At 27.7% G+C, this 23,804-nt stretch carries 17 protein-coding genes; 10 read left to right on the top strand and 7 right to left on the bottom strand.

Annotated features, from left to right (window positions below):
* The first annotated feature begins 34 nt into the window (after positions 1–34).
* The 4 genes from I4V51_RS06410 to I4V51_RS06395 all read left to right on the top strand — a co-directional run bounded on the left by I4V51_RS06410 (position 35) and on the right by I4V51_RS06395 (position 9,179).
* Positions 35–919 (top strand): ROK family protein, encoded by an 885-nt coding sequence (locus I4V51_RS06410; RefSeq protein ID WP_195987494.1) that lies wholly within the window; start codon positions 35–37, stop codon positions 917–919.
* Positions 920–1,118: 199 nt separating this feature from the next.
* Positions 1,119–3,554 (top strand): FN3 associated domain-containing protein, encoded by a 2,436-nt coding sequence (locus I4V51_RS06405; RefSeq protein WP_207745911.1) that lies wholly within the window; start codon positions 1,119–1,121, stop codon positions 3,552–3,554.
* 29 nt (positions 3,555–3,583) lie between these two features.
* Positions 3,584–7,252: a discoidin domain-containing protein gene (locus I4V51_RS06400; protein WP_195987493.1), complete on the top strand. Its 3,669-nt coding sequence runs from the start codon at positions 3,584–3,586 to the stop codon at positions 7,250–7,252.
* 79 nt (positions 7,253–7,331) lie between these two features.
* A complete protein-coding gene (locus I4V51_RS06395) occupies positions 7,332–9,179 on the top strand; it encodes a glycoside hydrolase family 20 zincin-like fold domain-containing protein (RefSeq protein WP_195987492.1) in 1,848 nt (615 codons plus the stop codon).
* 66 nt (positions 9,180–9,245) lie between these two features.
* Here the strand turns inward: I4V51_RS06395 and I4V51_RS06390 are convergent, their stop codons facing one another.
* The 3 genes from I4V51_RS06390 to I4V51_RS06380 all read right to left on the bottom strand — a co-directional run bounded on the left by I4V51_RS06390 (position 9,246) and on the right by I4V51_RS06380 (position 13,106).
* The gene (locus I4V51_RS06390) at positions 9,246–10,523 is read right to left on the bottom strand and encodes an ABC transporter permease (protein ID WP_195987491.1); all 1,278 of its coding nucleotides are present in this window, start codon (positions 10,521–10,523) and stop codon (positions 9,246–9,248) included.
* A complete protein-coding gene (locus tag I4V51_RS06385; RefSeq protein ID WP_195987490.1) occupies positions 10,523–11,437 on the bottom strand; it encodes an ATP-binding cassette domain-containing protein in 915 nt (304 codons plus the stop codon). Before I4V51_RS06385 ends, I4V51_RS06390 begins: the two co-directional genes overlap by 1 nt.
* A gap of 271 nt (positions 11,438–11,708) precedes the next feature.
* Complete coding sequence (locus I4V51_RS06380; RefSeq protein WP_195987489.1) at positions 11,709–13,106, bottom strand: hypothetical protein; 1,398 nt, start codon at positions 13,104–13,106, stop codon at positions 11,709–11,711.
* Positions 13,107–13,350: 244 nt separating this feature from the next.
* On the opposite strand from I4V51_RS06380, the gene I4V51_RS06375 reads away from it, so the two are divergent.
* The 4 genes from I4V51_RS06375 (at position 13,351) to I4V51_RS06360 (ending at position 17,990) form a co-directional block, all read left to right on the top strand.
* Positions 13,351–14,487: an NAD/NADP octopine/nopaline dehydrogenase family protein gene (locus tag I4V51_RS06375; protein WP_195987488.1), complete on the top strand. Its 1,137-nt coding sequence runs from the start codon at positions 13,351–13,353 to the stop codon at positions 14,485–14,487.
* Positions 14,488–14,591: 104 nt separating this feature from the next.
* The gene (locus tag I4V51_RS06370; protein WP_195987487.1) at positions 14,592–15,065 is read left to right on the top strand and encodes a DUF6106 family protein; all 474 of its coding nucleotides are present in this window, start codon (positions 14,592–14,594) and stop codon (positions 15,063–15,065) included.
* Between the two features lie 195 nt (positions 15,066–15,260).
* On the top strand, positions 15,261–17,696 hold the full coding sequence (locus tag I4V51_RS06365; protein ID WP_207745910.1) for a trehalase family glycosidase: 2,436 nt from the start codon (positions 15,261–15,263) through the stop codon (positions 17,694–17,696).
* A gap of 141 nt (positions 17,697–17,837) precedes the next feature.
* A complete protein-coding gene (locus I4V51_RS06360) occupies positions 17,838–17,990 on the top strand; it encodes a hypothetical protein (RefSeq protein ID WP_195987486.1) in 153 nt (50 codons plus the stop codon).
* Between the two features lie 57 nt (positions 17,991–18,047).
* Here I4V51_RS06360 and I4V51_RS06355 read toward each other — a convergent pair whose 3' ends face one another.
* The gene (locus I4V51_RS06355; protein ID WP_195987485.1) at positions 18,048–19,328 is read right to left on the bottom strand and encodes a dicarboxylate/amino acid:cation symporter; all 1,281 of its coding nucleotides are present in this window, start codon (positions 19,326–19,328) and stop codon (positions 18,048–18,050) included.
* Between the two features lie 249 nt (positions 19,329–19,577).
* Between I4V51_RS06355 and I4V51_RS06350 the strand changes: the two genes are divergently transcribed.
* Together I4V51_RS06350 and I4V51_RS06345 are read left to right on the top strand one after the other, a co-directional pair.
* Positions 19,578–19,976 carry a hypothetical protein gene (locus I4V51_RS06350; protein ID WP_195987484.1) on the top strand — a complete coding sequence of 133 codons (399 nt, stop codon included), beginning with the start codon at positions 19,578–19,580 and terminating at the stop codon, positions 19,974–19,976.
* Positions 19,977–20,026: 50 nt separating this feature from the next.
* A complete protein-coding gene (locus I4V51_RS06345; RefSeq protein WP_195987483.1) occupies positions 20,027–20,311 on the top strand; it encodes a hypothetical protein in 285 nt (94 codons plus the stop codon).
* 65 nt (positions 20,312–20,376) lie between these two features.
* Here I4V51_RS06345 and I4V51_RS06340 read toward each other — a convergent pair whose 3' ends face one another.
* The 3 genes from I4V51_RS06340 to I4V51_RS06330 form a co-directional block, all read right to left on the bottom strand.
* Positions 20,377–21,123, bottom strand: a complete 747-nt coding sequence (locus tag I4V51_RS06340; RefSeq protein WP_195987482.1) for an FAD-binding oxidoreductase — start codon at positions 21,121–21,123, stop codon at positions 20,377–20,379.
* Positions 21,124–21,221: 98 nt separating this feature from the next.
* Positions 21,222–21,863: a hypothetical protein gene (locus tag I4V51_RS06335; protein ID WP_195987481.1), complete on the bottom strand. Its 642-nt coding sequence runs from the start codon at positions 21,861–21,863 to the stop codon at positions 21,222–21,224.
* Complete coding sequence (locus I4V51_RS06330; RefSeq protein WP_195987480.1) at positions 21,863–23,803, bottom strand: hypothetical protein; 1,941 nt, start codon at positions 23,801–23,803, stop codon at positions 21,863–21,865. Before I4V51_RS06330 ends, I4V51_RS06335 begins: the two co-directional genes overlap by 1 nt.
* Position 23,804 lies beyond the last annotated feature (1 nt).

The raw sequence follows: 23,804 nt of genomic DNA, 5'->3' as shown, positions 1-23,804 counted from the left end.
TACTATAAATTAAGTTAAGTGAGGAGATAGTTTTATGGAAAAGTATGTAGCTATTGATGTTGGTGGTACATCTATAAAATATGGATTAATAGAAGGTAATGGAGTAATCTTGGAAAGGGGTAGCATAAGTACAAGAGGAAATGATATTAATGAATTAATAGCTGATATAAAGGAAGTTGTTTGTAAATATAAAGAGAAATATGAGATAAAAGGTTTAGCTTGTAGTTTTCCAGGAGCCGTAGATCCAAAGAGCGGATTTATTGGAGGTGGAAGTGCTGTAGCATGTATACATGGACCTAATATTAAAAAATTATTAGAAGAAGCAACTGGATTAGTTACAGCAATTGAGAATGATGCTAATTGCTCAGCATTAGCAGAATGTTGGATAGGTTCAGGGAAAGATGTAGATAGTTTTGCAAGTGTAGTGTTTGGGACGGGAATTGGTGGAGCTATAGTGATAAATAAAAGAATTTTTAGAGGAAGGAATTCTCATGCTGGTGAATTTGGATATATGTTAACTACAGATAGTAATGAAAATTTAGGCCCATTTTGGAGTTGGATAGCATCAACAGGCTCTATAGTTAGGAGAATTGCAGAAGTAAAAAATATATCTGTAGATAAGTTAAATGGGAATATAGTTTTTGAAATGCAGAAAAATGATGAACAAGTTAAAAGTGAAATGAAGGAATGGTATAAGCGTATAGCAAAAGGAATATATAACATTCAGTATACATTAGATCCAGATAAAATATTAATTGGTGGAGGAATATCAGCAAGAGATGAATTCATTGAAGGGATAAATGCAGAGTTAAAATTAATGAAAGATGAAATTGCAACACTAGATATAGTTGTAGAAAAATGTAAGTTTGGTAATGATTCAAATCTTATTGGAGCATTATATAATTTAATGTTTTGTTAGTAAAATTAAAGATAATTAGTTAAATATTAATATGAAAAAAGTACAACAAATATATAAAAAATTCACTATATATGGAAATAATAAGCATTTATAATTAATATGTAAACATATACAGGGAGGCGAGAAATAGGAGGAGTTTTATAAGTTAACTTAAAAGTGTATTTTAAGAATATTATAGAAATAATGATGGTATAAAATTATGAAGTTTGAAGAGGAAGTTAAAAGAAAAGATAATTTAAAAGTTAAATCACCAACTATTATCAATATCTATAATTTTATAAGAAAAACAGTTTATCCAAGTGGTGAATTTGTTCAAGATGATTTTGAAACAGTACTTTATCAAGTAGAACTGTTAAAACAATATAAATTACCGGCTACATATGCTCTAAAGTATGATGCTCTAATAGATGAACGTTTTAATAGGTTGATTAAAGAAAATGTTGATGAATATGATGAGGTTGCAGTTTGGTGGGAGATAGATAAACAATTGGCTGAGAAAGCTAATGTTTTATGGAAAGGAAAAACTCCAGTAGATGATCATGTAAATATAGGATATTCATTAGGGTATTCACCAGAGGATAGAATAAAAATGGTAGATGTCTATATGGAGGATTTTAAAAGTATATTTGGCTATTATCCTAAGACTGTTGGTTCATGGGTAGTAGATATAGTTACGTTGAAATACATGAAAGAAAAGTACGGAATAATTGGTGCTGTTTTATGTAGAGATCAAATAGGAACTGATGGGTTTACATTATGGGGAGGGTATTATAATCAAGGATATTATCCAAGTAAGGTTAATGAATATATTCCAGCACAATGTGAAGATATGCAAGTTAAATTACCTATTTTTCGAATGTTAGGACCTGATCCAATTTATGCTTTTGAAGATGGATTAAGGAAAGATGTTAGCGAGGTATATACATTAGAGCCTGCATCTGTTATAGGAAAAAATGAAAAATGGATAAAATGGTATTTTGATAGGTTAATTAATGAAGATAATCTAGGATTTTCATATGCACAAACTGGACAAGAAAATACATTTTTATGGAATACAATGTACAAGGGATATGAAAAACAAGTTGAAATTATTTCGAAATTAGAGAAAGAAAAAGTGATAAGAGTTGAAACTTTAGAGGAGTCTAGTACTTGGTTTGAAAATAGATACAAGCTAACTCCACCAACTACATTTATTGCTTCGAAGGATTGGAATGAGGAAAATAATCTTAAAACCCTGTGGTACAATAGTAGATTTTATAGAATAAGTTTTTTATTGGAACAAGATATATTATCCATTAGAGATATGCATTTATTTGATGAAAGATATAAATCAAGATATTATGAAAATACTTTAGAAGGAAGTGAAAGTATTTTTGATGCATTACCTATTTTAAGTTCACACTATTGGAGCAATGAATTTAAAAGAGCATCAATAGATTTTAGAAAAATAAATAAAGATGATAGTAGTGAGATTTTAAAATGTGAAAATTTATCATTTAAGGCTATTGATGATGCAACATATAAATTGAGTTGTAATGTTGAAGGTGAAGGTTTTGATATTATATGCGAAGAGGATAATATTAAGATTAAGTATAATAACGTATCTAGTGTTAAGTGGGAGATTAACATAAATATGATACCAGTATTAATGAAATTAGATGATAAAAAATTAATATGTTCTCATAATGATTTTTCATATAACTTAAAGTTAAATCATGGAATATTTAAAAAGAATAAGGATGGAAGTATTTCAATTCTTCCTGAAAAAGATTTTATTGAAATATGTACTAATAACATAGATGAATATATAAAATATGATTTTTTCCAAAAATCATATTTAGAAAATAAAGAGTCTATAGATAATTTTATTCCTAAATACAAGCAAGTAGATTCAGAATCAAAAGTTAAACCAAGAGCATTTAAGCCCATTGTTAATAGAAAGGCTATTTTATCTCAAAGGCCTATTAATGAAAAAATAGAAGTAAAAAATCCAAATACAGATAGTAATATTTACTATACATTAGATGGAAGTGAACCAAATGAAAAATCATTTATTTATAAGAAACCTATTATTATAAATGATACTTGTATAGTTAAATTAGTTGTAATTAAAGAAGGGTATAAACCAAGTGAGACTGTAGAGGTTCAAATATTTGCATCTGAGCCAATAAAGGATATAAAGGGCTTTACTAATCCAACAAAAGTAAAAAAGTATAATAAAAATGGTGTTTATGATCTTATTGATGGTAAAAAAGGAACTAAAGATTATACTGATGGTTCTTGGTTAGGATATACAGAGGATTTAGATGTAGTAGTTGATTTAGGAGAAATAAAAGAAATAAAAGATGTTATGATTGGATTTCTTCAAGATACTAGAGCATGGATATACTTTCCACAGTACGTTACTTTTGAAATATCTAAAAATGGATTAGATTATAATTTTTTAGGGAAAGTTAAAGGGTTACAATCTATTCCAAGAAGAGAAGTTGAAGTTAAAAATATTAAAATTAATAGTGATGAGTCCTTCCGTTACTTAAGAGTTTTTGCTAAAGGCGAAGGTAATTGTCCTAAATGGAGCATAATGGCTGGAGAAGGGCCAGCATTTATGTTTGTTGATCAAATAACAATAGATTAGATTATGGTATAAATGAGGGGGAATAAAAAATGGCAAAAAGAAGTATTAGAAAAAGAAGACATCTACAAAAGGTAGCATCTTGTGCAATAGCTATTGCTATTGGAACTACAATGATATCAGGATATTCTGCTAGTGTTGGAGCTACTGCTTTAGAGAGAGCAGCCATAGTAGAAAATTACAGTCTTTCAAATTCACTACAACCTACAGGAAATGCTTATAACATTCAAAGTTTATTAGAATGGAGTCCAGAAAGTGATACAGCTGCAAGATATAATAGAGCAACAATAAAGTTACAAGATAGATTTACTGGACCTGTAGTAAATGAAAATGCAAATCCAAATGCAAAAATAATGAATTGTGCTTTAACAAATCCACAAACTGATAATGCACCATCTCAAGGTGGAGATACAGAAAATGCATATGTATTCTCATATTGGCAATATATTGATTCTTATGTTTACTGGGGAGGTTCAAGCAGAGGAATATTTGTTTTACCTACAGCAGATGTAATTGATGCAGGTCATAAAAATGGTGTTCCGGTATTAGGAACTGTTGGATTCCCATGGGGACCAAGTCCAAATGGAGATAATGCTTATGTAGAACAAATAAAAGAATTCTTAGTTAAAAATGAAGATGGAAGTTTTCCGGTCGCTGATAAAATGATTGAAATGGCAAAATTCTATGGATTTGATGGATGGTTTATAAACCAAGAAAGCTATGGTTGTGGGAAGGAAGAAGCTGATTTAATGGTTGAATTCTTCACATATATGCATGAAAAAGAACCAAGTATAAGAATTGGGTGGTATGATTCTATGACTACAGAAGGTCCTGTTAAGTACCAAGATTCACTTAATCCTTTAAATGTTGGATTCTTCCAAAAAGATGGAAAAACTGTAACTGATGAATTTTTCTTAAATTATAACTGGGATAGAGCATCATCATCATTCCCAGAGTTAAGTAAGGTTGATATGAGTATAAAAACTGCAAATGAAGCAGGAAGAAGTCAATATGATGTATTTGCAGGGGTTGAAGTTCAACAAAATGCATATAATGATAAATTCCCGGTAGAACACTTATTAGATGAGGAAGGAAAATTAAAGCTTTCATTAGCGATGTATTGTCCAAACTCAACTTTCTCAATGGCTAAAGATATAGAAGATTTTTATAAACATGATCAAAAGTTCTGGGTTGGTGGTTCAGGAGATCCTTCAAGCTCTAATACAGAAGATAAATGGGTAGGACTTGCAAACTATGTTGCAGATAGATCAGCTATAAATACATTACCATTTGTGACTAATTTTAATTTAGGACATGGACAAGCTTATTATATCGATGGTGAATTATCAAGAGATAAGGAATGGAATAATAGAGCAATACAAGATTATTTACCAACTTGGAGATGGATAGTAGAATCTAATGGTTCTAAATTAACTCCAGATTTTGATAGAACTGATGCGTATAATGGTGGAAGTTCACTATTAGTTAAAGGCAATTTAGAAGCTGCTAACCCAAATCATATTAAGCTATATAGCACTAGCTTAAATGTTACAGATGCTTCAACAGAATTATCTATAACTTATAAAACTCCTTCAGATAAGAATAATATGCAAGTTGGATTATGTATTGGAGATAGCTATGATGAATCAAACTTTGTATTCTTAGATGTAGCTGATGGTACAGCAAATGAATGGAACACAGTTACTATACCATTAAATGAATATGTTGGAAAAACAATATCTGCAATATCATTAAAATTTGATAGTGAAGAAGATGTTGCTGATTTTAAAATAAATATAGGAAATATTTCTATAGAAGAATCAAGTAAAAATACTAAATTACCAGCAACAAGAAAGATTACTTTAGATGATCAATTATTCCATAATGCACAAAAAGCAGAAGCAAGAATTTATTGGGAAGATGTAGCTGGAGCAGATTATTATGAAGTATACAGAGTAAAACCAGATGGAAATAGAGAATTTATAGGTTCTACTTATAATGATTCTTATTATATATCACCATTTAAGAGATATGGTAATGAATCTTCTTTCAACTTTGAAGTTGTAGCAGTTGATAAAAACTTTAATAGGGGGGAAGCTCAAACATTAAAATTCAAATGGAATATGAATGCTAATGATACCGAAGTTCCAGATGAAACATCCCCAGTAAATCTTGCATTGAATAAACCAGTTAAAGCAAGCTCTGAAAACTCAGGAGAACCAGCAATAAAGGCGGTAGATGGAACTGTTGAAAATAATAGTAAATGGTGTACAACTACAGGAATGTATGGTGGATGGTTAGAAGTAGACTTAGGGGAAGAAAAGACTATCCAAAGATGGGTTACTATGCATGGGGAAGCTGGTGGAGAAGCTAAAGATACAAATACTAAAGATTTTAAATTACAAGTATTAAAAGGTGAAGAATTTGTTGACGTTGATGTAGTAACAGAGAATGAAGAGGGAATAGTTGATAGAAATCTTTCAGAACCTGTAACTGGACAAATATTTAGATTATATATAGATCATCCAGGAGTTACTCCTTGGAAGGCCATTAGAATATATGAATTCCAACTATTTGAGGAGACATATGAACCTACTACAGATAATATACCAATGAATACAGTAAAGGCAACAAATAATGAAGGTGCAACTGATGAAGTACTATTCCAAGAGGTTCCAGCGGGATATGAAGTGTTATTATATAAGAATATAGATGATACAGAAGCTTTTGCAAGTGCTATAGCAGGAGAAACTGGAGAAGTTAGATTTATGAATTTAGACTTCGGTACTGAAGAGGGAAGAGTTTACTTTGCTGTAAAGCAAGAAGGAAAGCAACCAAGTATTAAATTAAGTGTTTCTTATGATAATGAAACATGGGATGTAGCTAAAATACCAGGTGAATTTACTATTTCTGAATATAATATTAAGCCAAGAACAGCCTTAGCTATTAAATATTATGCAACTTTAGAAATTGCTGATTTACAACCAGGTGATATTGTAAATTACTATAATAGCATAGATGATGAATTCCCAAGTAAGGTAAGTGTACCTGTAAGTGATGAAGAAAATTCAACAGTATTAAAACCATTATTATTAGACTCAAATGGTGGAGAAATAATACTTGAAGTTAAGAGAGAAGGAATGAAAGCAACTCCTAAATTCAAGGTGGTATACAATGAAGATAAAGAAGCAGAATCAAAAGGTAAGTTACAAATAAATGTTAAAGATGATAATGACAAAGCCGTAAATGGAGCAAAGTTTGAAATTTTAAATGGTGATGTTGTTATTGAAACAGTTGAGACAACTGAGGCAGGAGAAGTTTTAGCTAAACTTGATCCAGGTGCGTATACTGTAAGATATATAGGAAACTTAGAGTCATATGAAGCTCATGAAGAGGTATATGAAATAACTATTGAGAAAGCATTTGATGAAGAAGAAATAGAGTTAACATTAGAAAAAATAGAAAAAGATGATTCAGATGATGATTCAAATGGAGACTCAAATGATGATTCAAATGGAGGCTCAAATGATGATTCAGTTCAAGTAAAACCAAATAAACCAAATAAACCAAATAAGCCAAATAAACCAAATAAGCCAAATGGATCTCTTCCACAAACTGGGGACTTAGGAGCAATAGGGTTAATGGGAATTTCAGGGGTTTTAGCAGCTGTTGGTGGAGTATTTCTTAAAAAGAAAAAATAAAGAATTATTATAATTAATTTAGGAGGGACATTTAATGTCTCTCCTTATTAGTAAAATATAAATTAAGGGAGAAAGTAATATGAATATTATACCTAGACCACAAACATTATTTGAAAATGAAGGTAGTTTTAAATTAAAAAGAAATACAGAAATAAATTTAGATTATATATGTAGTTTTAATGACTTAGAGGCAGTAATAGAATTACAAGAAGAAGTTAGCTCTAAGTTTGGATTTAAATTAAACATAAATAAAAACTTAAAATCAGATGTAGTTAAGAATGCTATAAATATAAGAAAAATTAGTGGTTTAAATGATGAGGAATATAAAATATTTATAGAAGATGAATATATATTAATAAATGCTAGCGAGTCTAAAGGGATTTTTTATGGGATTCAGACTTTAATTCAAATTTTAAAACAAGGCACATCAAATATACCTAAATTATTTATTGAAGATAAACCATATTTTAAAAATAGAGGATTCTATCATGATGTTACTAGAGGAAAAGTACCTACTTTAGAAACATTAAAAGAAGTAGTAAAAAAGGCATCTTTTTATAAAATTAATCAAATTCAATTATATATAGAGCATACATTTGCCTTTAAGGGAATGAGTGAAGTATGGATAGATAAAGATCCTTTAACAGCAGAGGAAATAATATTATTAGATATGTACTGTAAAAAAAGAAATGTAGAGCTTATACCATCACTTTCAACATTTGGGCACTTATATGAAGTTCTTAGAACAAAATCCTTTAAAGAATTATGTGAAATGCCAGGAATGGAAAATGATATTTACTCTTTTATTGATAGACAAGCTCATCATACATTAGATGTAACTAATAATGAAAGTTTAAATTTTTTAGAAGACATGATAGAACAATTTCTACCTTTATTCACATCCGATAAATTTAATATTTGTTGTGATGAAACTTTTGACTTAGGAAAAGGTAAAAGTAAAGAAGTTGCTGAAGAAATTGGAACAGGAAAACTATATTTAGACTTCTTAAATAAAATTGTACATATAGTTAAGAAGTATGATAAGAAAGTAATGTTTTGGGGAGATGTTATATTAGGTCATCCAGAATTATTAAATGATATTCCAAATGATTTAATTTGTTTAAATTGGAATTATTCATGTGAAGTAACTGAAGAGCAAGTAAAGAAAGTAGCTGAAACAGGTAGAGAACAATTTGTTTGTCCAGGAGTCGGTGGATGGAGTCAGTTAATGAACTTTATGGATAATGGATTCGAAAATATTAGAAGAATGGTTAGATATGGAGTAGAATATGGTGCTACAGGAGTATTAAATACAGATTGGGGAGATTATGGACATATTAATCTTTTAGCAAATTCAATTCCTGGAATGGCATTTGGAGGAGCATTATCTTGGAATCCAAGCTATGAATATAGTAATGAAGAGTTTTACAGTGATTTATCATTAATTGAATATGGAGATAAATCAAGAAAATTAGTTTCTATATTAAATAAGTTATCTAAAAATCAAAAAGCAGGATGGTCTGAATTAGTTATATGGAAAGAAAAATATAATACAGATGAAGAACTTAGAGATAGAATAAATAGTATAAATACAAATGATTTAATTAATGGATACAATATGGCCAGTATAGTAGAGGAAGAGTTAATAGAGTTAGCAGGAGATGTTAATAATAAAGATGATATTAAAGAATTTATTATTTCAGCACAAGGAATAAAACTAATAAATCTTTTCTTTGTAGAACTATTAAAAGATAAGTTTGAAGAAGCAGATATTATCAATTTATATGATAAAGTATCTTTAGCAGAAGAATTAGAAGTATGGTTTTATGAGTATTCAAAAGTATGGAGAAAAAGAAATAAGGAAAGTGAACTTAATAGAATAAGAGAAGTTATAAAATATACATCAGCTTATTTAAGAAGTATATAATAAGAGCGGTCTTGCCATAAAATTGTTTTTGGCAAGACCTTTAATTTTCTTTTATAAAATTTTAAATTAAGATATTTTTTCTTTTTTAAACCATTTTAAAGCATTTCTTAGTTTAATAGGATTTCCATACATTAAAGTACCTAATCTATAAATTTTGGCAGCACCAAGAGCAGTTAATATAGTTGAAATTAATAATATGATAAATGAAATTATTATTTCAATGTTAGATACAGTACCCATTGCAACTCTTATAAGCATTGTCATTGATGAACTAAATGGAATAAATGAAGCAATTTTAATAAGTAAGCTGTCACTATTTGTTAATCCAAACATACTTATAAAGAACACAATAACAAAAACCATAGTTATAGGACCTATACTAGAGCTAATATCTTCAGTTTTAGAAACTAAGGCTCCTAAAGCTCCAAAAATAAATGAATAGAATAAGTATCCAATAGCTCCGAATAAAATAAATGTTAATAATATATTAATTGGAACTTTAAATACCCCATCTAAAATACCATTCCAAGCATTACTATTTAAAGAGTAAGTTATCATTCCAGAAGCTAAAATTATTCCAACTTGAAGGAAACTAGCTAAGGCAGCTGCTATAACCTTTCCGAAAATAAGACTATTACTACTAGCACTTGTAACTAAAACCTCTATAGCTCTATTGCTCTTTTCAGATGTGACAGAAACTGCAATAAGCTGTCCGTATAATAAAATCATCATATACATTGCAAAGATAAATATATATACATAAAAGAAGTTATTAGCACTATCCTTTCCTAAGATAGTGACATCAGATTCAAATGAAGGATGAATTACAGATTGTAAATCATTTATATCTAAATTATGTTCTATAGCATAATCCTGTTGATTTAAACTAGATAACAAGTTTTCAAATATCATTTGATTTGTATCAGTAAAGCCAGAATTATCAACTAAATATGAATATTTAGTTAAGCTTTCAAGTATAAAGCCAGCTTCTGCATTTCCATCTTTAATTATATTTTCAGCTTCAGCACTAGTGCTTACTTTACTCCAGCTAGAGTTTGCAAAGGCTGATTCAAGAGCATTTAAATCAGGTAAAATATTATTGTTGTCTACAATAATATAATTAGTTTTATTTTCATCTATAGATTCATCAGGAGTTACGGATGAATCTGACTCTTCAGAAGTAATAGGAGCTAGTTGTGGTATAAGTTTTGACATATCAAAAAATGATGGTAGTGATAAACCTATTATTAATATTATTGAAAAAAGAATAGTTGTAATCATGTACCCTTTATTTTTAAAATAATTACTTAATTCGAAACTTAAAACGTTAAAAAATTGCTTCATTATTCATCACCTGCCTTTAATACAAAAATATCTGTTAATGAGGGTTCATATATTGAAAATTTTTCAATATCAATATCAGAGTTAATAATAGCTTTTAAAAATTCATTTTTAGTAGAATTTTTAGAGAGTTCTAATACTAAAAATTCTTTCTTTGTTTCATATACAGTAACAAAATTAGAAAATTTACTTTCACAAATTTCTTTTAATTCCTCTAGAGTATAATTATTTGCACTTAGTATAATTCTATTTCTACCAAAATCTTTTTTTATTTCTTTTAAATTTCCATTTAAGGCAATATTACCTTTATTAATTATTGCAATATCTTCACAAAACTCTTCAACATAACTCATTTGATGACTAGAAAAAATAACAATTTTATTATCAGTAATTAAATCGTTGACTACATCTTTTAAAATTTGAGCATTAACAGGATCCAGACCGCTAAATGGCTCATCTAGTATTACTATTTCAGGATTACAAACTAAAGTTTGAGCTAATTGCACTTTTTGCTGATTTCCCTTAGATAAAGTATCTAATTTTCTGTTTTCATATTCTTCGATACCTAATCTTTTAAGCCATTTTAAAGTATTTTCTTTGGCTTCTTTTTTACTAATACCTCTTAAAGATGCAAGATATACAATTTGATCTGTAACTTTTTTCTTAGGATATAGTCCCCTTTCTTCAGGTAAATATCCTATTTGATAATTAGTAGGCTTAAAAGGTTTACCATCAATTAAAATTTCTCCAGAATCACCTTTAAAAACATCCATTAAGATTCTGATAGTAGTTGTTTTACCAGCACCATTTCGACCTAACAAACCAAGTGCTTTTCCGCTTTCTACTGAAAATGAGATTCCGTGTAGAACTTCATTTCCAGAAAAACTTTTACGTAGATTTTTTATTTCTAGTTTCATGGAAATAATCCCCCTTATTGTATTAGATAAAATGAAATACCTCTAAAAAGGTTAATATTAATATTATTAAGAGTTATTTCATAACTTATTATAGAGTAAAAAATATAGAAAAGCAATACTTTGTTAAGAAAATTTTAACAAAATATATAGGAAACTAACAGGAATATTTCCAAAATTAAGAAAAAATTAAGGTTAGTTATGTAAAAGTAATAAAACTGTATCAAAAAATTATTTTGATACAGTTTCATAAATGTTAAAGAATATAATAATTTTAAACTAAAAAGATAATAGCAAAAATAGTTGTTACAGCTAAGCCTATAGATACGGGTAATAAATTTTTTCTAGCTAACTCAAATGGAGAAACATCACATATAGCTGCAACAGGAATTAAAGCCCAAGGTACAAGAGTACCTCCACCTATCCAAATAGTACAAATTTGTCCTATAGATGCAAGGGCTGAAATATTTATAGATATGGAATTTGAGAAAAGCATGGCAGATGATCCAACTAATGATAAGCCAGAGAATCCAGAACCATCAAGACCAGTTAAAAGACCAACACCAGATACTGTTGCAGTAGCTATGGTCTTGTTTAGAGGAACCGAATTAGCAAGAGCAATACCTAAGTCGTTTATTATTCCTTGAGAACCAGATGGTAAAATATTGCCTAAGATTGATTCAAAACCATTTCCACCAAGATAAAAGAAGGTTGCAACAGGAATTACTGCTCCGAAAACTTTAAATGCAAATTGAAATCCATTAACAATATAAGGTGTTATTTGTTCCATGGTGTTAAACTTAAAGCTACCAATAAAAATTATTATTAGTAGAAATAAGGTTGTTCCGCCAACTAGTGCAGTAGCATCTCCACCGGTTAATGAAAAGGTAAGCATTAAAATTATATCTATAAGATATCCTATGAATATTAATAAAGCATAAAATTTCTTTTTTTTGCAGGAGAGCTTGATAATAGGAGTTTCTATATCCGTACATTTATTAGTTGAACTTTCTATGTCTGTATCTGGTAAAGGATTTTTTTTGAAATCTCGTACAATTATAATAAAAGCTATAATGGTAGTAGTAAGTCCCATAACTATTTCAAGTGGAATAAGAGTGCTGTTTAGCTCTGAAATAGTTATTCCTGCAGAATTAGAAGTAAGTCTTGAAGCACCTTGAATTATAATGTCACTTGATAGTGCAATACCATGTCCAAATAGATTCATTGCCATTGCAGCAGAAAGCTTTGGAAGACCAACTTTTTGAGCTACAGGAATTAGTACAGCACCAATTAAAGCTACTGCAGGTGAAGGCCAGAAAAACCAAGATATAATCATCATAGATATTCCTATTACCCAATAAGCAATGTATTTATTTTTTATTAGTTTTGCTAGGGGGGAAACCATAACTTCGTTTATTCCTGTAGCAGATAATAACTTACTAAAGGCTGTAATTATTGAAATTATAAGAATTATAGGTAAAAGTTCTGTTATTGCATATAAAAATCCATTAAAAACTGACATAACGGAAGATGGAAATGATTTTGTGCTGTATAAGGCAATTGTAAATATTCCAAGAATACAAATTATAGTAATATCTTTTTTTCTGAAAATAGAGATTAAAATTAAGAATGTAAAAATAATGTAAATATAATGTACAGGTAATAAAGTCATAAAATCTACCTTTATTGATTAATATATTACAAAGTATGAGAGAATTTTACAATATGTGATTCTAGTTGATGATTTATAAAAAATAGATTGAAATATCATTCTTATATATTATAAAATAATACATATTTATTATATAGTAAAAAAGATAGATTCATGAGTAAAAGTTTACAAAAGATATACAATTATAAAGATAAAAAAATGTTAAAATATAAATAAGCATTTTGATGAAATTAGGAGGAATAATATGAATATTTGTATCATAGGAGCAGGAAATATAGGTACATATTTAGCTGCATATATTTCAATGAAAGAAGAGAATAAAGTGTGGTTACATACTTCAAAGCCTGAAAGCTTTAAAGAGACTATGGCATTAGTCGAGGAAGAAAAAAATATAACACATGATGTGAAAATTCATTGTATTACATCGAGCTATGAAGAGGCTGTAGGAAATGCAGATTATGTATTAATAACATACCCTTCATTTATGATGGAAAGAACATTTAATACAATACTTCCATTTTTAAAGAAGGGAACAGTGATAGGGGCTATTCCTGGATTTGGAGGAAAGGAATATTTAATAGATGCTTTGCTAGAAAAAGAATGTATTTTCTTTGGAACTCAAAGGGTACCTTCGATAATAAGATTAGAAAAGTATGGTGAATCAGTAATATTAAAACAAAAGAATCCATTTATGAAAATTAGAGCGATTCCAGGTGAGTATTCAAAAAAGGTAGCAGATTGTATGACTAATTTTATAGATATTCCATGCATACCATTAAGTAGTTATCTAGCTATTACTTTATCACCATCAAATCCAACAATGCATCCTTCAAGATTATATGAATTATTTCATGATTATGTTGAAGGTGAAACAGTATATGATAGAAATCCTTTATTCTATGAAGAATGGGGAACTATGGCATCTTCTGAATTATTAAAACTAGACGAAGAGCTAGAGTTAATTTTTAATGGATTTAATGAGAATATGGATTTTAATCCAAGTGATATTGAAAAAATAAAGAGAAGATACAATATACAAACCCCAGAAGAATTAAGTGAAAAGATAAATACAGCACCAGGATTTATAGGTATTGACTCTCCTATGGTAGAAGTTGAAGGAGGATATATTCCAGATAAAAATTCAAGATATTTTATTGAAGATATTCAATTTGGATTATGTATTTTAAAGGCTTTCGCAGAATTATTAAATATTAATACACCAGAAATAGATAAAGTTGCTACATGGGGACAAAATTTCTTAGGAAAAGAATATATAGTAAATGGTAAGCTTTCGGGAAAGGATGTTTCTGAATTAACTATTCCTCAAAATAGGGGAATTAATAGTAAAGAAGAATTAATAAAATATTATAAAAATTTATAATGTTTTATTAAAGGGTAATATATTTAAAAAATGAAAGTCATATACCGAATTAATATAAAATTTGTTATAATATAGCAATAAGGGAATTTAGGAGGAGCATAAAGGTGGAAGAGGTTTTTGAGCAATTTATTGAGTGTGACAAAAGAAAAACTACAAGTAATATTTTAAAAGGTTTGTCTATGGTATTTTTTGTGCTTTCAGCATTCTTTTTAACAATATCACTGTTGGTTTCAATTGTTATGGGAGTAATAGCATTAGCATTATTTATTTTAAGTTTTTTAAGTTATGTAGAGTATGAGTATGAGCTATTTAATGACACTATAAATATAAGTAAAATATATAATGAAAGCAGAAGAAAAACAGTTAAATCAATTTCTATTGGAGACATTAGAAAAGTATATGAAAATAATACTAATAATAAAAAAAATAATAAAGTATTTTATAATAGTAATATTAAAGGATTATCAGTTTATACCTTTGAGTTAAATGATAATACAAAAATTGAGCTTGCGTTAAATGATAAATTAAAGAGAAGAATTGGAATTGTTTATGCACAAAAAATAGTTCGTCAATTTTAGAGAATTTTTAAATAAGCTTTTACATGATGAATTGATTATGTAGAAGCTTATTTTTTTTGCATTTTAGTAATAGTTTATTGGTAAAAATTTCATTTATTAAATAAACTATTATTTAAATTCTTTATTTATAAATAAAAATCAAGACTATTGAAGATAATAGTTTATGGAAATATAAAAAAAGAAGGGATGAAAATCATGATAAGCAAACAGGTAAAAAAAATAATTGCATCTGCACTTGTCGTTTTTTCATTAATTTCTACTATGGGATCAATAAAGGTTTTTGCTGAAGATAGCAATCCTAAGATTACTGATTTTGTTAATGTATTAGACGTAACTGGTGATCCTAAAGTTGAATTAAATGATGACTATGATACAAATGTAGATAATCCATTTTCAGATATGGGTGCTTGGCATGCATATTATTTAGCAAGAGAAGGTGTAACAAAGCTTTATGGGGGATTTCCTGGGCCATTAATTGTAGGGCAAGAATATCCAATAAATATGTCAGATATATTTAGTAAATTAACTATAATTAACTCAGAAAATAATACACCATATGACTTATCAACTGCAAAAGTTACTTTTAACTCATATCCAGGTAAGTTAGTAGAAAGTTATGAACTAGAAGACTTTACTCTTAACTTACAGCTTATATTTGCTAATGATAGAACTGCATTAATTAAAACTGAAATTTCAAATAAATTAAATAACGATTTATCATTAAACTTACAATGGTCAGGTGAGATATTTAATAAGTCACCATATGCAATAAGTAAAGATGAAGCAGGAAATAAAAATTATAATTTAAATCAAACATTAGAAGCAACAGATAAGGGAGTTCAAGTAAATTTTGATGATATAAATTCACAATGGAGTTTCTTCTCAAGTAAAGAAACTAAATTTGTATGTAGTCATGAAGGAAAGGTAGAAACAGCTATTAATGGAAATGCTTATACAACTAAATTAGTTGATGCAGTTAAGATAGCACCAAATGAAACATATAAGACTTTTTCAACAGAATCATATACATTTACTAATGATGAATTAGATAAGGAAAAAGGTAAAGTTGATGAAATTATAAAAAATGGAGATAAATATTTTACAGATAATGAATCAAGATGGCAAGGTTATATAGATAAAACCTTTGCAAATTTAGATAAGGTTCCGGATGTAAGTTATCAAAATGCTGCAGTAAAATCTATTATAACATTAATCACAAATTGGAGAAGTCCAGCTGGAGCAATAAAACACAATGGTGTTATCCCATCTTTATCTTACAAATGGTTTGTAGGAATGTGGGCTTGGGATTCATGGAAGCAAGCAGTAGGAACATCACAGTTTAATGGAGATTTAGCAAAGGATAATATTAGAGCATTATTTGATTATCAAATTAAGAGTGATGATAAAATTAGACCACAAGATTCTGGCGCTATTATAGATGCAATTTTCTATAATCAAGATGAAGCAAGAGGTGGAGTAGGTGGAAATTGGAATGAAAGAAACTCTAAACCACCTTTAGCAGCATGGGCTGTATGGAATGTTTATAAGGAAACAGGAGATAAAGAGTTTTTAAAGGAAATGTATCCAAAATTAGTCGATTATCATAATTGGTGGTACACAAACAGAGATCATGATAAAAATGGTATATGTGAATATGGAGGGATGGTTCACGACCTAAATAATAGCGATGAAGAAATTATATTAGCAGCAGCTTGGGAAAGTGGAATGGATAATGCAACTAGATTTGATGTAGAGGGTCAAGGCGCTGATGATATTGGAGTTAAGGTGTTTGAAAATAAAGATAAAGATGGAAAGGTTATAGGATATTCAATAAATCAAGAATCCGTTGATTTAAATGCATATCTTTATGCAGAAAAAGGATTTTTAAAATCAATGGCTGATGAATTAGGAAATAAATCAGACTCTCAAAAATATGTAACAGAAGCACAAGTATTAAAAGAGTACGTAAATAATAATATGTATGATAAAGAAACAGGATTCTATTACGACTTACAAATTAATGAAGATGGAACAGAAAGAAAACTTCTTGTAAATAGAGGAAAAGGAACAGAAGGTTGGATACCATTATGGGCTAATATGTCAGAAAAAGAACAAGCAGAAGGTGTTAAAAATAATATGATGGATCCAAATGTATTTAATACATTTGTTCCATTACCAACGGCAGCAAAGGATAATCCTAAGTTTGATCCAAATAAATATTGGAGAGGGCCTGTTTGGTTAGATCAAGCATTATTTGGAGTGGAAGCATTACAAAATTATAATTATTATGATGATGCAGTACAACTTTGTGAAAAGTTATTTAACAATGCTGAAGGTGTAGTATCAAATGGACCTATTAGAGAAAATTATAATCCTGAAACAGGTGCAGGATTACATACAAAAGATTTTAGTTGGTCATCATCAAGTTACTATTTAATGTTTAGAGATACTTTAAGTAGAAATGTAACTACATCACAGGTTGGATTAAAGGAAAGTGCAAATGGTACTGAAGTAGTTGTTAAAGAAAATAATAATAATACAACAATTATTTTAGTAACTGTTGGAATAATAGCTGTTATAGCTATTGGAGGTTATATATACTATAGAAATAAAAATAAAAATAAAAAATAGAAAAATACTATAAAATAAAGCCTTTATACAGTTTATATTTATCTGTATAAAGGCTTTATGTAACTTTATTTTAAAATTAATAATTATAAATATAATAATATATTGAAACAATAAGAGTATATAAAGTGAGGTGATATTATAATGAAAGAAAAAAGTGATGAAAAAAATTATAATAATGGCTTAATTGATGGTGTAATATTCTGTGAAGAAGAAGAGAGAAAGTTAAGACAGATAAATGATCCTAAATCAGCTAGTAAGTTTTCTAATATATTTAATCTTTTTAATTTAAATTAACAGTAAAATACCCACTAATACATTTGTTTAGTGGGTATTTTTAAATATTATTTTATATTAAAGTGTAGCATCAAGCTGACTTTCATTAGAATAGAAAGTACTTTCATTAAGTTCGCCTTCTTGTTTTGCAACAATGGTAGTGCATATAGCATCACCAGTAACGTTAACTGCAGTTCTAGTCATATCTAGAATTCTATCAATACCCATAATTATTCCAATACCTTCAACTGGTAATCCTACAGAATTAAGAACCATAGATAATGTTATAAGACCAACACCCGGTACACCAGCAGTTCCAATTGATGCAAGTGTTGCAGTTAAAATAACTGTAAGATATGCATTTAAACCAAGTTCTATTCCAAAGGCTTGTGAAATAAAAACAACTGCTACTCCTTGCATAATTGCAGTACCATCCATATTTATTGTAGCACCTAATGGAACTGTAAAAGATGATATTTTTTCGGAAACCCCAATTTCATTATCTAGAGTTTCTATACTTAATGGAATTGTAGCATTTGAAGATGAAGTAGAAAATGCAAAACTCATAACTGGGAAAAATTTCTTTAAGAATGTTAAAGGATTTAGCTTTGTAAACAACTTTAACATTGCCATATAGGTTATTAAGCATTGTATAAATAGTGCTAGCATTACAGCAAATATATATTTTAACATTGGTGCAAAAGCACTCCAGCCTATATTAGAGAAGGTAGTAGCAATTAAACAAAATACTCCAATTGGAGCAACCTTCATAACTATCATTGTCATTTTCATCATAATTTCATTAAACTCACTGAAAAAGTTAGCTACTGTCTTAGCTTTTTTATTAAGCATAGCAAGGATAATACCTATTAATATTGAGAAAAATATAATTTGAAGCATATTCCCATTTGAAAGTGCAGCTATGGGATTGATAGGAATTATATCTAATATAACATCAGATACGGAGTTTGCTTCAGTTACTGTAGTTTCAGCAACTTGAATATTGCTCATATCTAATCCAATACCAGGATTAATTAGTTTTCCTACACCAATAGCTAGTGTAATTGCAATTGCAGTAGTAACAAGATAAAATAATATAGTTTTTACACCAACACGACCTAGTTTTTTAGTATCACCTATAGCCATGCTTCCGCAAACTAATGAGCAGAATACTAATGGTACAACGAGCATTTGCATAGCTCTTAAGAAACCTTTTCCAAGAACTTTAAAGATACCATTAATTAATATATCATCTCTTATTACTCCAGCTGGTACTAAACCATAAAGAATAATACCACAAATTGCCCCAAGTATTAAACCAATAAAAATTTTTGTTGTTAACCCTAACTTTTTTTTCATATTAGCCCCCCTTTATTGTAAGAAAAATGCATTAAAAAAAATAAAACTTGCATTTTTATAAATTTTACCATATAAATAAAAAAAATACAATACGACAATAAAGCCTTATATATATATAAATGTATATGAAAAGATTACTGTGTGGAAAAGTATATGAATAAAATAAAAAAAAACTTTCATTTTACATAAATAATTATAAAAATATGAATAAATTTAAATAAATTGTTAAATATAAATATGGTGATGTTTATGTTTAATTTAATATATTTAATATTAGGAATTTACTTAATTAAGTTAATTACTATTAGAATTAGTATGGAATATAAAAGTATAAGAAATAAGGAAAAAGATGAAGGTGATAATTGGAGGCAAGTTGCTAAAGGTAAAATAAAAGACTTAATTAATGAAATCAATAATATTTTAAAAAATAATAAAAACAATAATGTAGAAAATAAAATACAAATTGAAGAAGAATGGAATTTGAAGCGTAAGGAAGCATTGCAAAAAGCAAAATATAAATGTGAGGAATGTGGAAATATAGCTAATTTAGATGTATATGAAAATAGCATTAATAATAATGAAGTAATTGTATTATGTAAAAAATGTTACGAGGAGTCATTTGAAAAATTAAAGTTACATTATGAATAATAAATTTAATAATATTAACAAAAATAATATTTCGTATAGGAGTTTTTAGTATGAGTAAAGATATATTAGATAAATTAGAGTTAAAAAATAAAGAAAATCTTTCAAGTAATAGATTTAATGATGATCCTGTTAGATCAATGAGTAGAAATTTAGAAAATTTAAAAATTAGTGACTTTACATCAAATGATGAATTTGTTCAAGATGATTTTGGGGTTATTGAAGAAAACTCTTATATAGAGTTAGAAAATATAGTTGAAGATGCTTATAAAGTAGTAAGTGAGAATAAAGATAGTAACATAAGTGGAATACCTTTTAGAATCGATAAAATTAAATAATTAAAATTTGAAATATTTGTATTAAAAAAACTATAACCTTTTAAATGGGTTATAGTTTTTTTATTTTAATTACTAAAAAGCTCATAATTAATTTTCGAATTATCTACTCCAAGCTCAATTAAAAGACCTTCAACAGCCTTCATAAAAGGAGGTGGACCACAAAGATAAAAATCAGAATTTAAGTTTACGTTATTTTTAAGAAAATCTTTATTTACATAACCTGTAAAATCGTAATTAGTGCCTTCTTTATCAGTATCTAAAGGGTGAGAGTAGAAAACAGTATTCTTTATTCCTCTAAATTGAGCTATTTGTTCTATATCATTTTTAAATGGATGTAAAGTTGAATTTTGCACTGCTTGTATAAAATGAATATTATTTCTACGAGAAGATTCTTCGTATAACATAGATAATAATGGTGTAACTCCAATTCCTCCAGATAATAAAACTATATCATTATTTTTATTATTTATAGTGAATAATCCAGTTGGAACCATTGCCTCAATAGAATCACCTATATTAAGATTTTCATGTAAGTAAGTGCTAATTAAACCACCATTTATTTTTTTTACACTTATTCTGTAAGTATCATCATTAGGAAACATAGATAAACTATAAGTTCTTATTACATCTTTATATTTAGGATCATCAGTTTTTATTTTGAAAGGTAAAAATTGTCCAGCTATATGTTTTACAAGTTTGCCTCCATCTTTTGATTTAAAATAAAATGAAACAATATCAGGGCATACCTGAACCTTGTCTACTAATACTAATTCTCTGAATCCGTTCCAAGAACCATTTAAAATATTACTCATATAAACATCCTCCCTACTATTAACTAATAATAATTATCTACTAATAATAGATTAAAGTCAAGTTCTTTATGGTATTTTTAACAAAAAAAGTTTAAAGTTTATAGTTTAATATTAGTTTTTTTGAGCTTTTCATTAAGATTAATTTCTTCTGTAGAAAGTGAAGTTTTATTAATTAGTCTAACATTAAATAGGTAAAATAATATTTGCCTTAAAGTTATAGGAAGAGTAATCATGATAATGAGACAAATAACTAATACAAAGTTATTTTCGATGTAATTATCTATAGTATTAAAGAGATTTAAATAAACTTCTAAAGCAAATATTGAAATAAAACCTATCCAGCATATTGTTTCAAGAAAAATTTCAAAGTGGGATTGACGTTCGTATTTTGTTTCTTTATTAATATTAGGTATTGATTTGTCAATTTTATTAGAAAATAGTAATTTGAAATAATTTATTAATTTCCTAAAAAATTTAAATGGTGATAATGATTGGATAAGGAAATATCCTAATATAATAGCAATAAATATGAGTAATGTATTTAAATTTAAATAGCTAGATAAATTATACCATTCACTAAAGCTAGTAAATAAAATAGTATTAAAGGATAAACTTATAAAAAACATAATGGTCCAATATACGATTTTTCTTGATATCTCAGTTTTATTAGTTCTTATTTTGTTTTGTAAAATAAAAACAATTATTCCAACTGTAATTATTAACAATTCTAATTTAAACATTATAATAATTCTCCATTCATAATATAGTTTTCATCAAGCTTATTTAGGGAATCTATATATTGATTATTTAATGTTAAAGAAACAATTTTATCATTTGCCCAAATCATAAATTTACTTTTTATTAAAACGAAATTTTCAACTTGAATATCAGGTGTTTGATCATTAAAGAATAATTCTTTAGAACTAATTATAGTTGCTAAATTAAATTGACATAAGGTTGCTAAAAATCCTTGGTATTCCTCTAAGTTGCTTAAAGGACAATACATAGAATATCCATTTTCTAATGCTTCTGTTAAAAGATTAAAATTTGAAACAAAGCTTTTTAATTTTAATAATATTTTTTCAACTCGTTCTTCATCACGGCTCTCTATGTCAGCAGATAAAAGTGAAAGCATTAGTAAGTTTTCAATTGAATCTTTAGACCTACCTACAACTTCTTTTGTAGACTTTGCAAATAGTGGAGTTTTTTCCTTGCCTTCCATTATGGCAAATATTATAGTTAGACCATCAATCAATATCGCAAAAATTAAGCAAAACCAAGACATGCTTATTTCTTCATTTAAAGTAAATAAATTAAGAACAGGCAAAACATAAAGATTATGAATTATATAATCTTCGTTATTAGAAACAATTTGTTCTACATTGCTATAAATATGATTTAAAGTATATATGGCACTTTTAATTTCAGAATTCATTAAAGAGTAAAGTTCCATGGAATTTTCTTCTGTAAGGGTTATATTATCAGAAGCGTTACTTCCAGTTGAGTTTTTATAAATTATAGATTTTAACTCAGAAAAAGATTTCATAATCTCTGAATCCTTTTTATTTAAAATTAGAAAATCATTTATTTGAGTTTGTAAATTATCAATAGAGGCTTTGTTTTTAATTATTAATATTTGAGAGTTTAAATTTAGTAAAATAGTAGTAAAAATATCTTTATCACCGTCAATTCCCTGGATATAGTTTTGACAGTAATCTTGTATTTTTGATAGCTTTTCATCTATAGTAAGAGAGGTTTCTTCAGAAGTGATTAAAGCATAAGAGGTATTTATTCCCTTTTCTAACTGCTCTTTTTTACTTTTAGTATCTATGCTTTCAGCAGTAAATTCATCAAGAGATTTACCCCCTAAAATAGAGTTTACTTGAGCATTGTATAATTCAGTCTTTAAAGAAGAATCTTGTTTAGTACTATCTGTAATCATGTTACCTATTGCAGTGTTATATTTGGCCATATCTGAATAATACTGCTCTAAATTATCACCATAGTTGTTTAGGTTAGGTTTACTAACACTATTAGTTTGAGAGTTTATTATATTATTATCTATAGAAATATTAGATATATCTTCTGATAACTTATTGTTATTATCAACTTCCATGCTTAAAGATGTATAGCTTGTACTTAAATCATTTATTAGATTAAGCATAGTTTTTGTTATAGAGCTTTTATTTGTTTCTCTTAAAGTTTCGTATTTATCAGAAATAGTACTATTTATTTGAGTATATCTTTCTTCTAAATAATTTATAGGAGAATTAATATAATTATATATTCCTATATATGAAAAGTAGGTAGAACATAATGTGGCCAGAATTAAGACTACTAAAAAGCCTTTTCTAAAATTAGATCTTAAAGTATGACTTACACAAAAAACAATAAGTTGAATTGATAAAGCAAATAATAGTGGAGCGCTTAGGTTAAAAGGTAAGTTAATTCCACCAAAATAGACAATGCTGCCTTTATAAGTAGTAGCTAATGAAATTAATTGTAATAATAAGGTTACTATTACAATTAACCATGCTAAAGAAGTTTTGTTGAAAATAATACTAGTTGAGTTTTCATTTGAAGAAGTAATCATATTTTCATAAAAGTGTTGTTGTTTTTTTATTTTACGTTTGTTATGACCATTATTGAATTTTTCTTTAAATTTATTTTGTAAATCCATA

It is taken from the genome of Clostridium sp. D53t1_180928_C8 (assembly GCF_015667795.1).
Taxonomy (GTDB): domain Bacteria; phylum Bacillota; class Clostridia; order Clostridiales; family Clostridiaceae; genus Clostridium.
The sequence above is the reverse complement of the archived record's forward strand: the minus strand, read 5'-3'. Positions and strand labels throughout refer to the sequence as shown.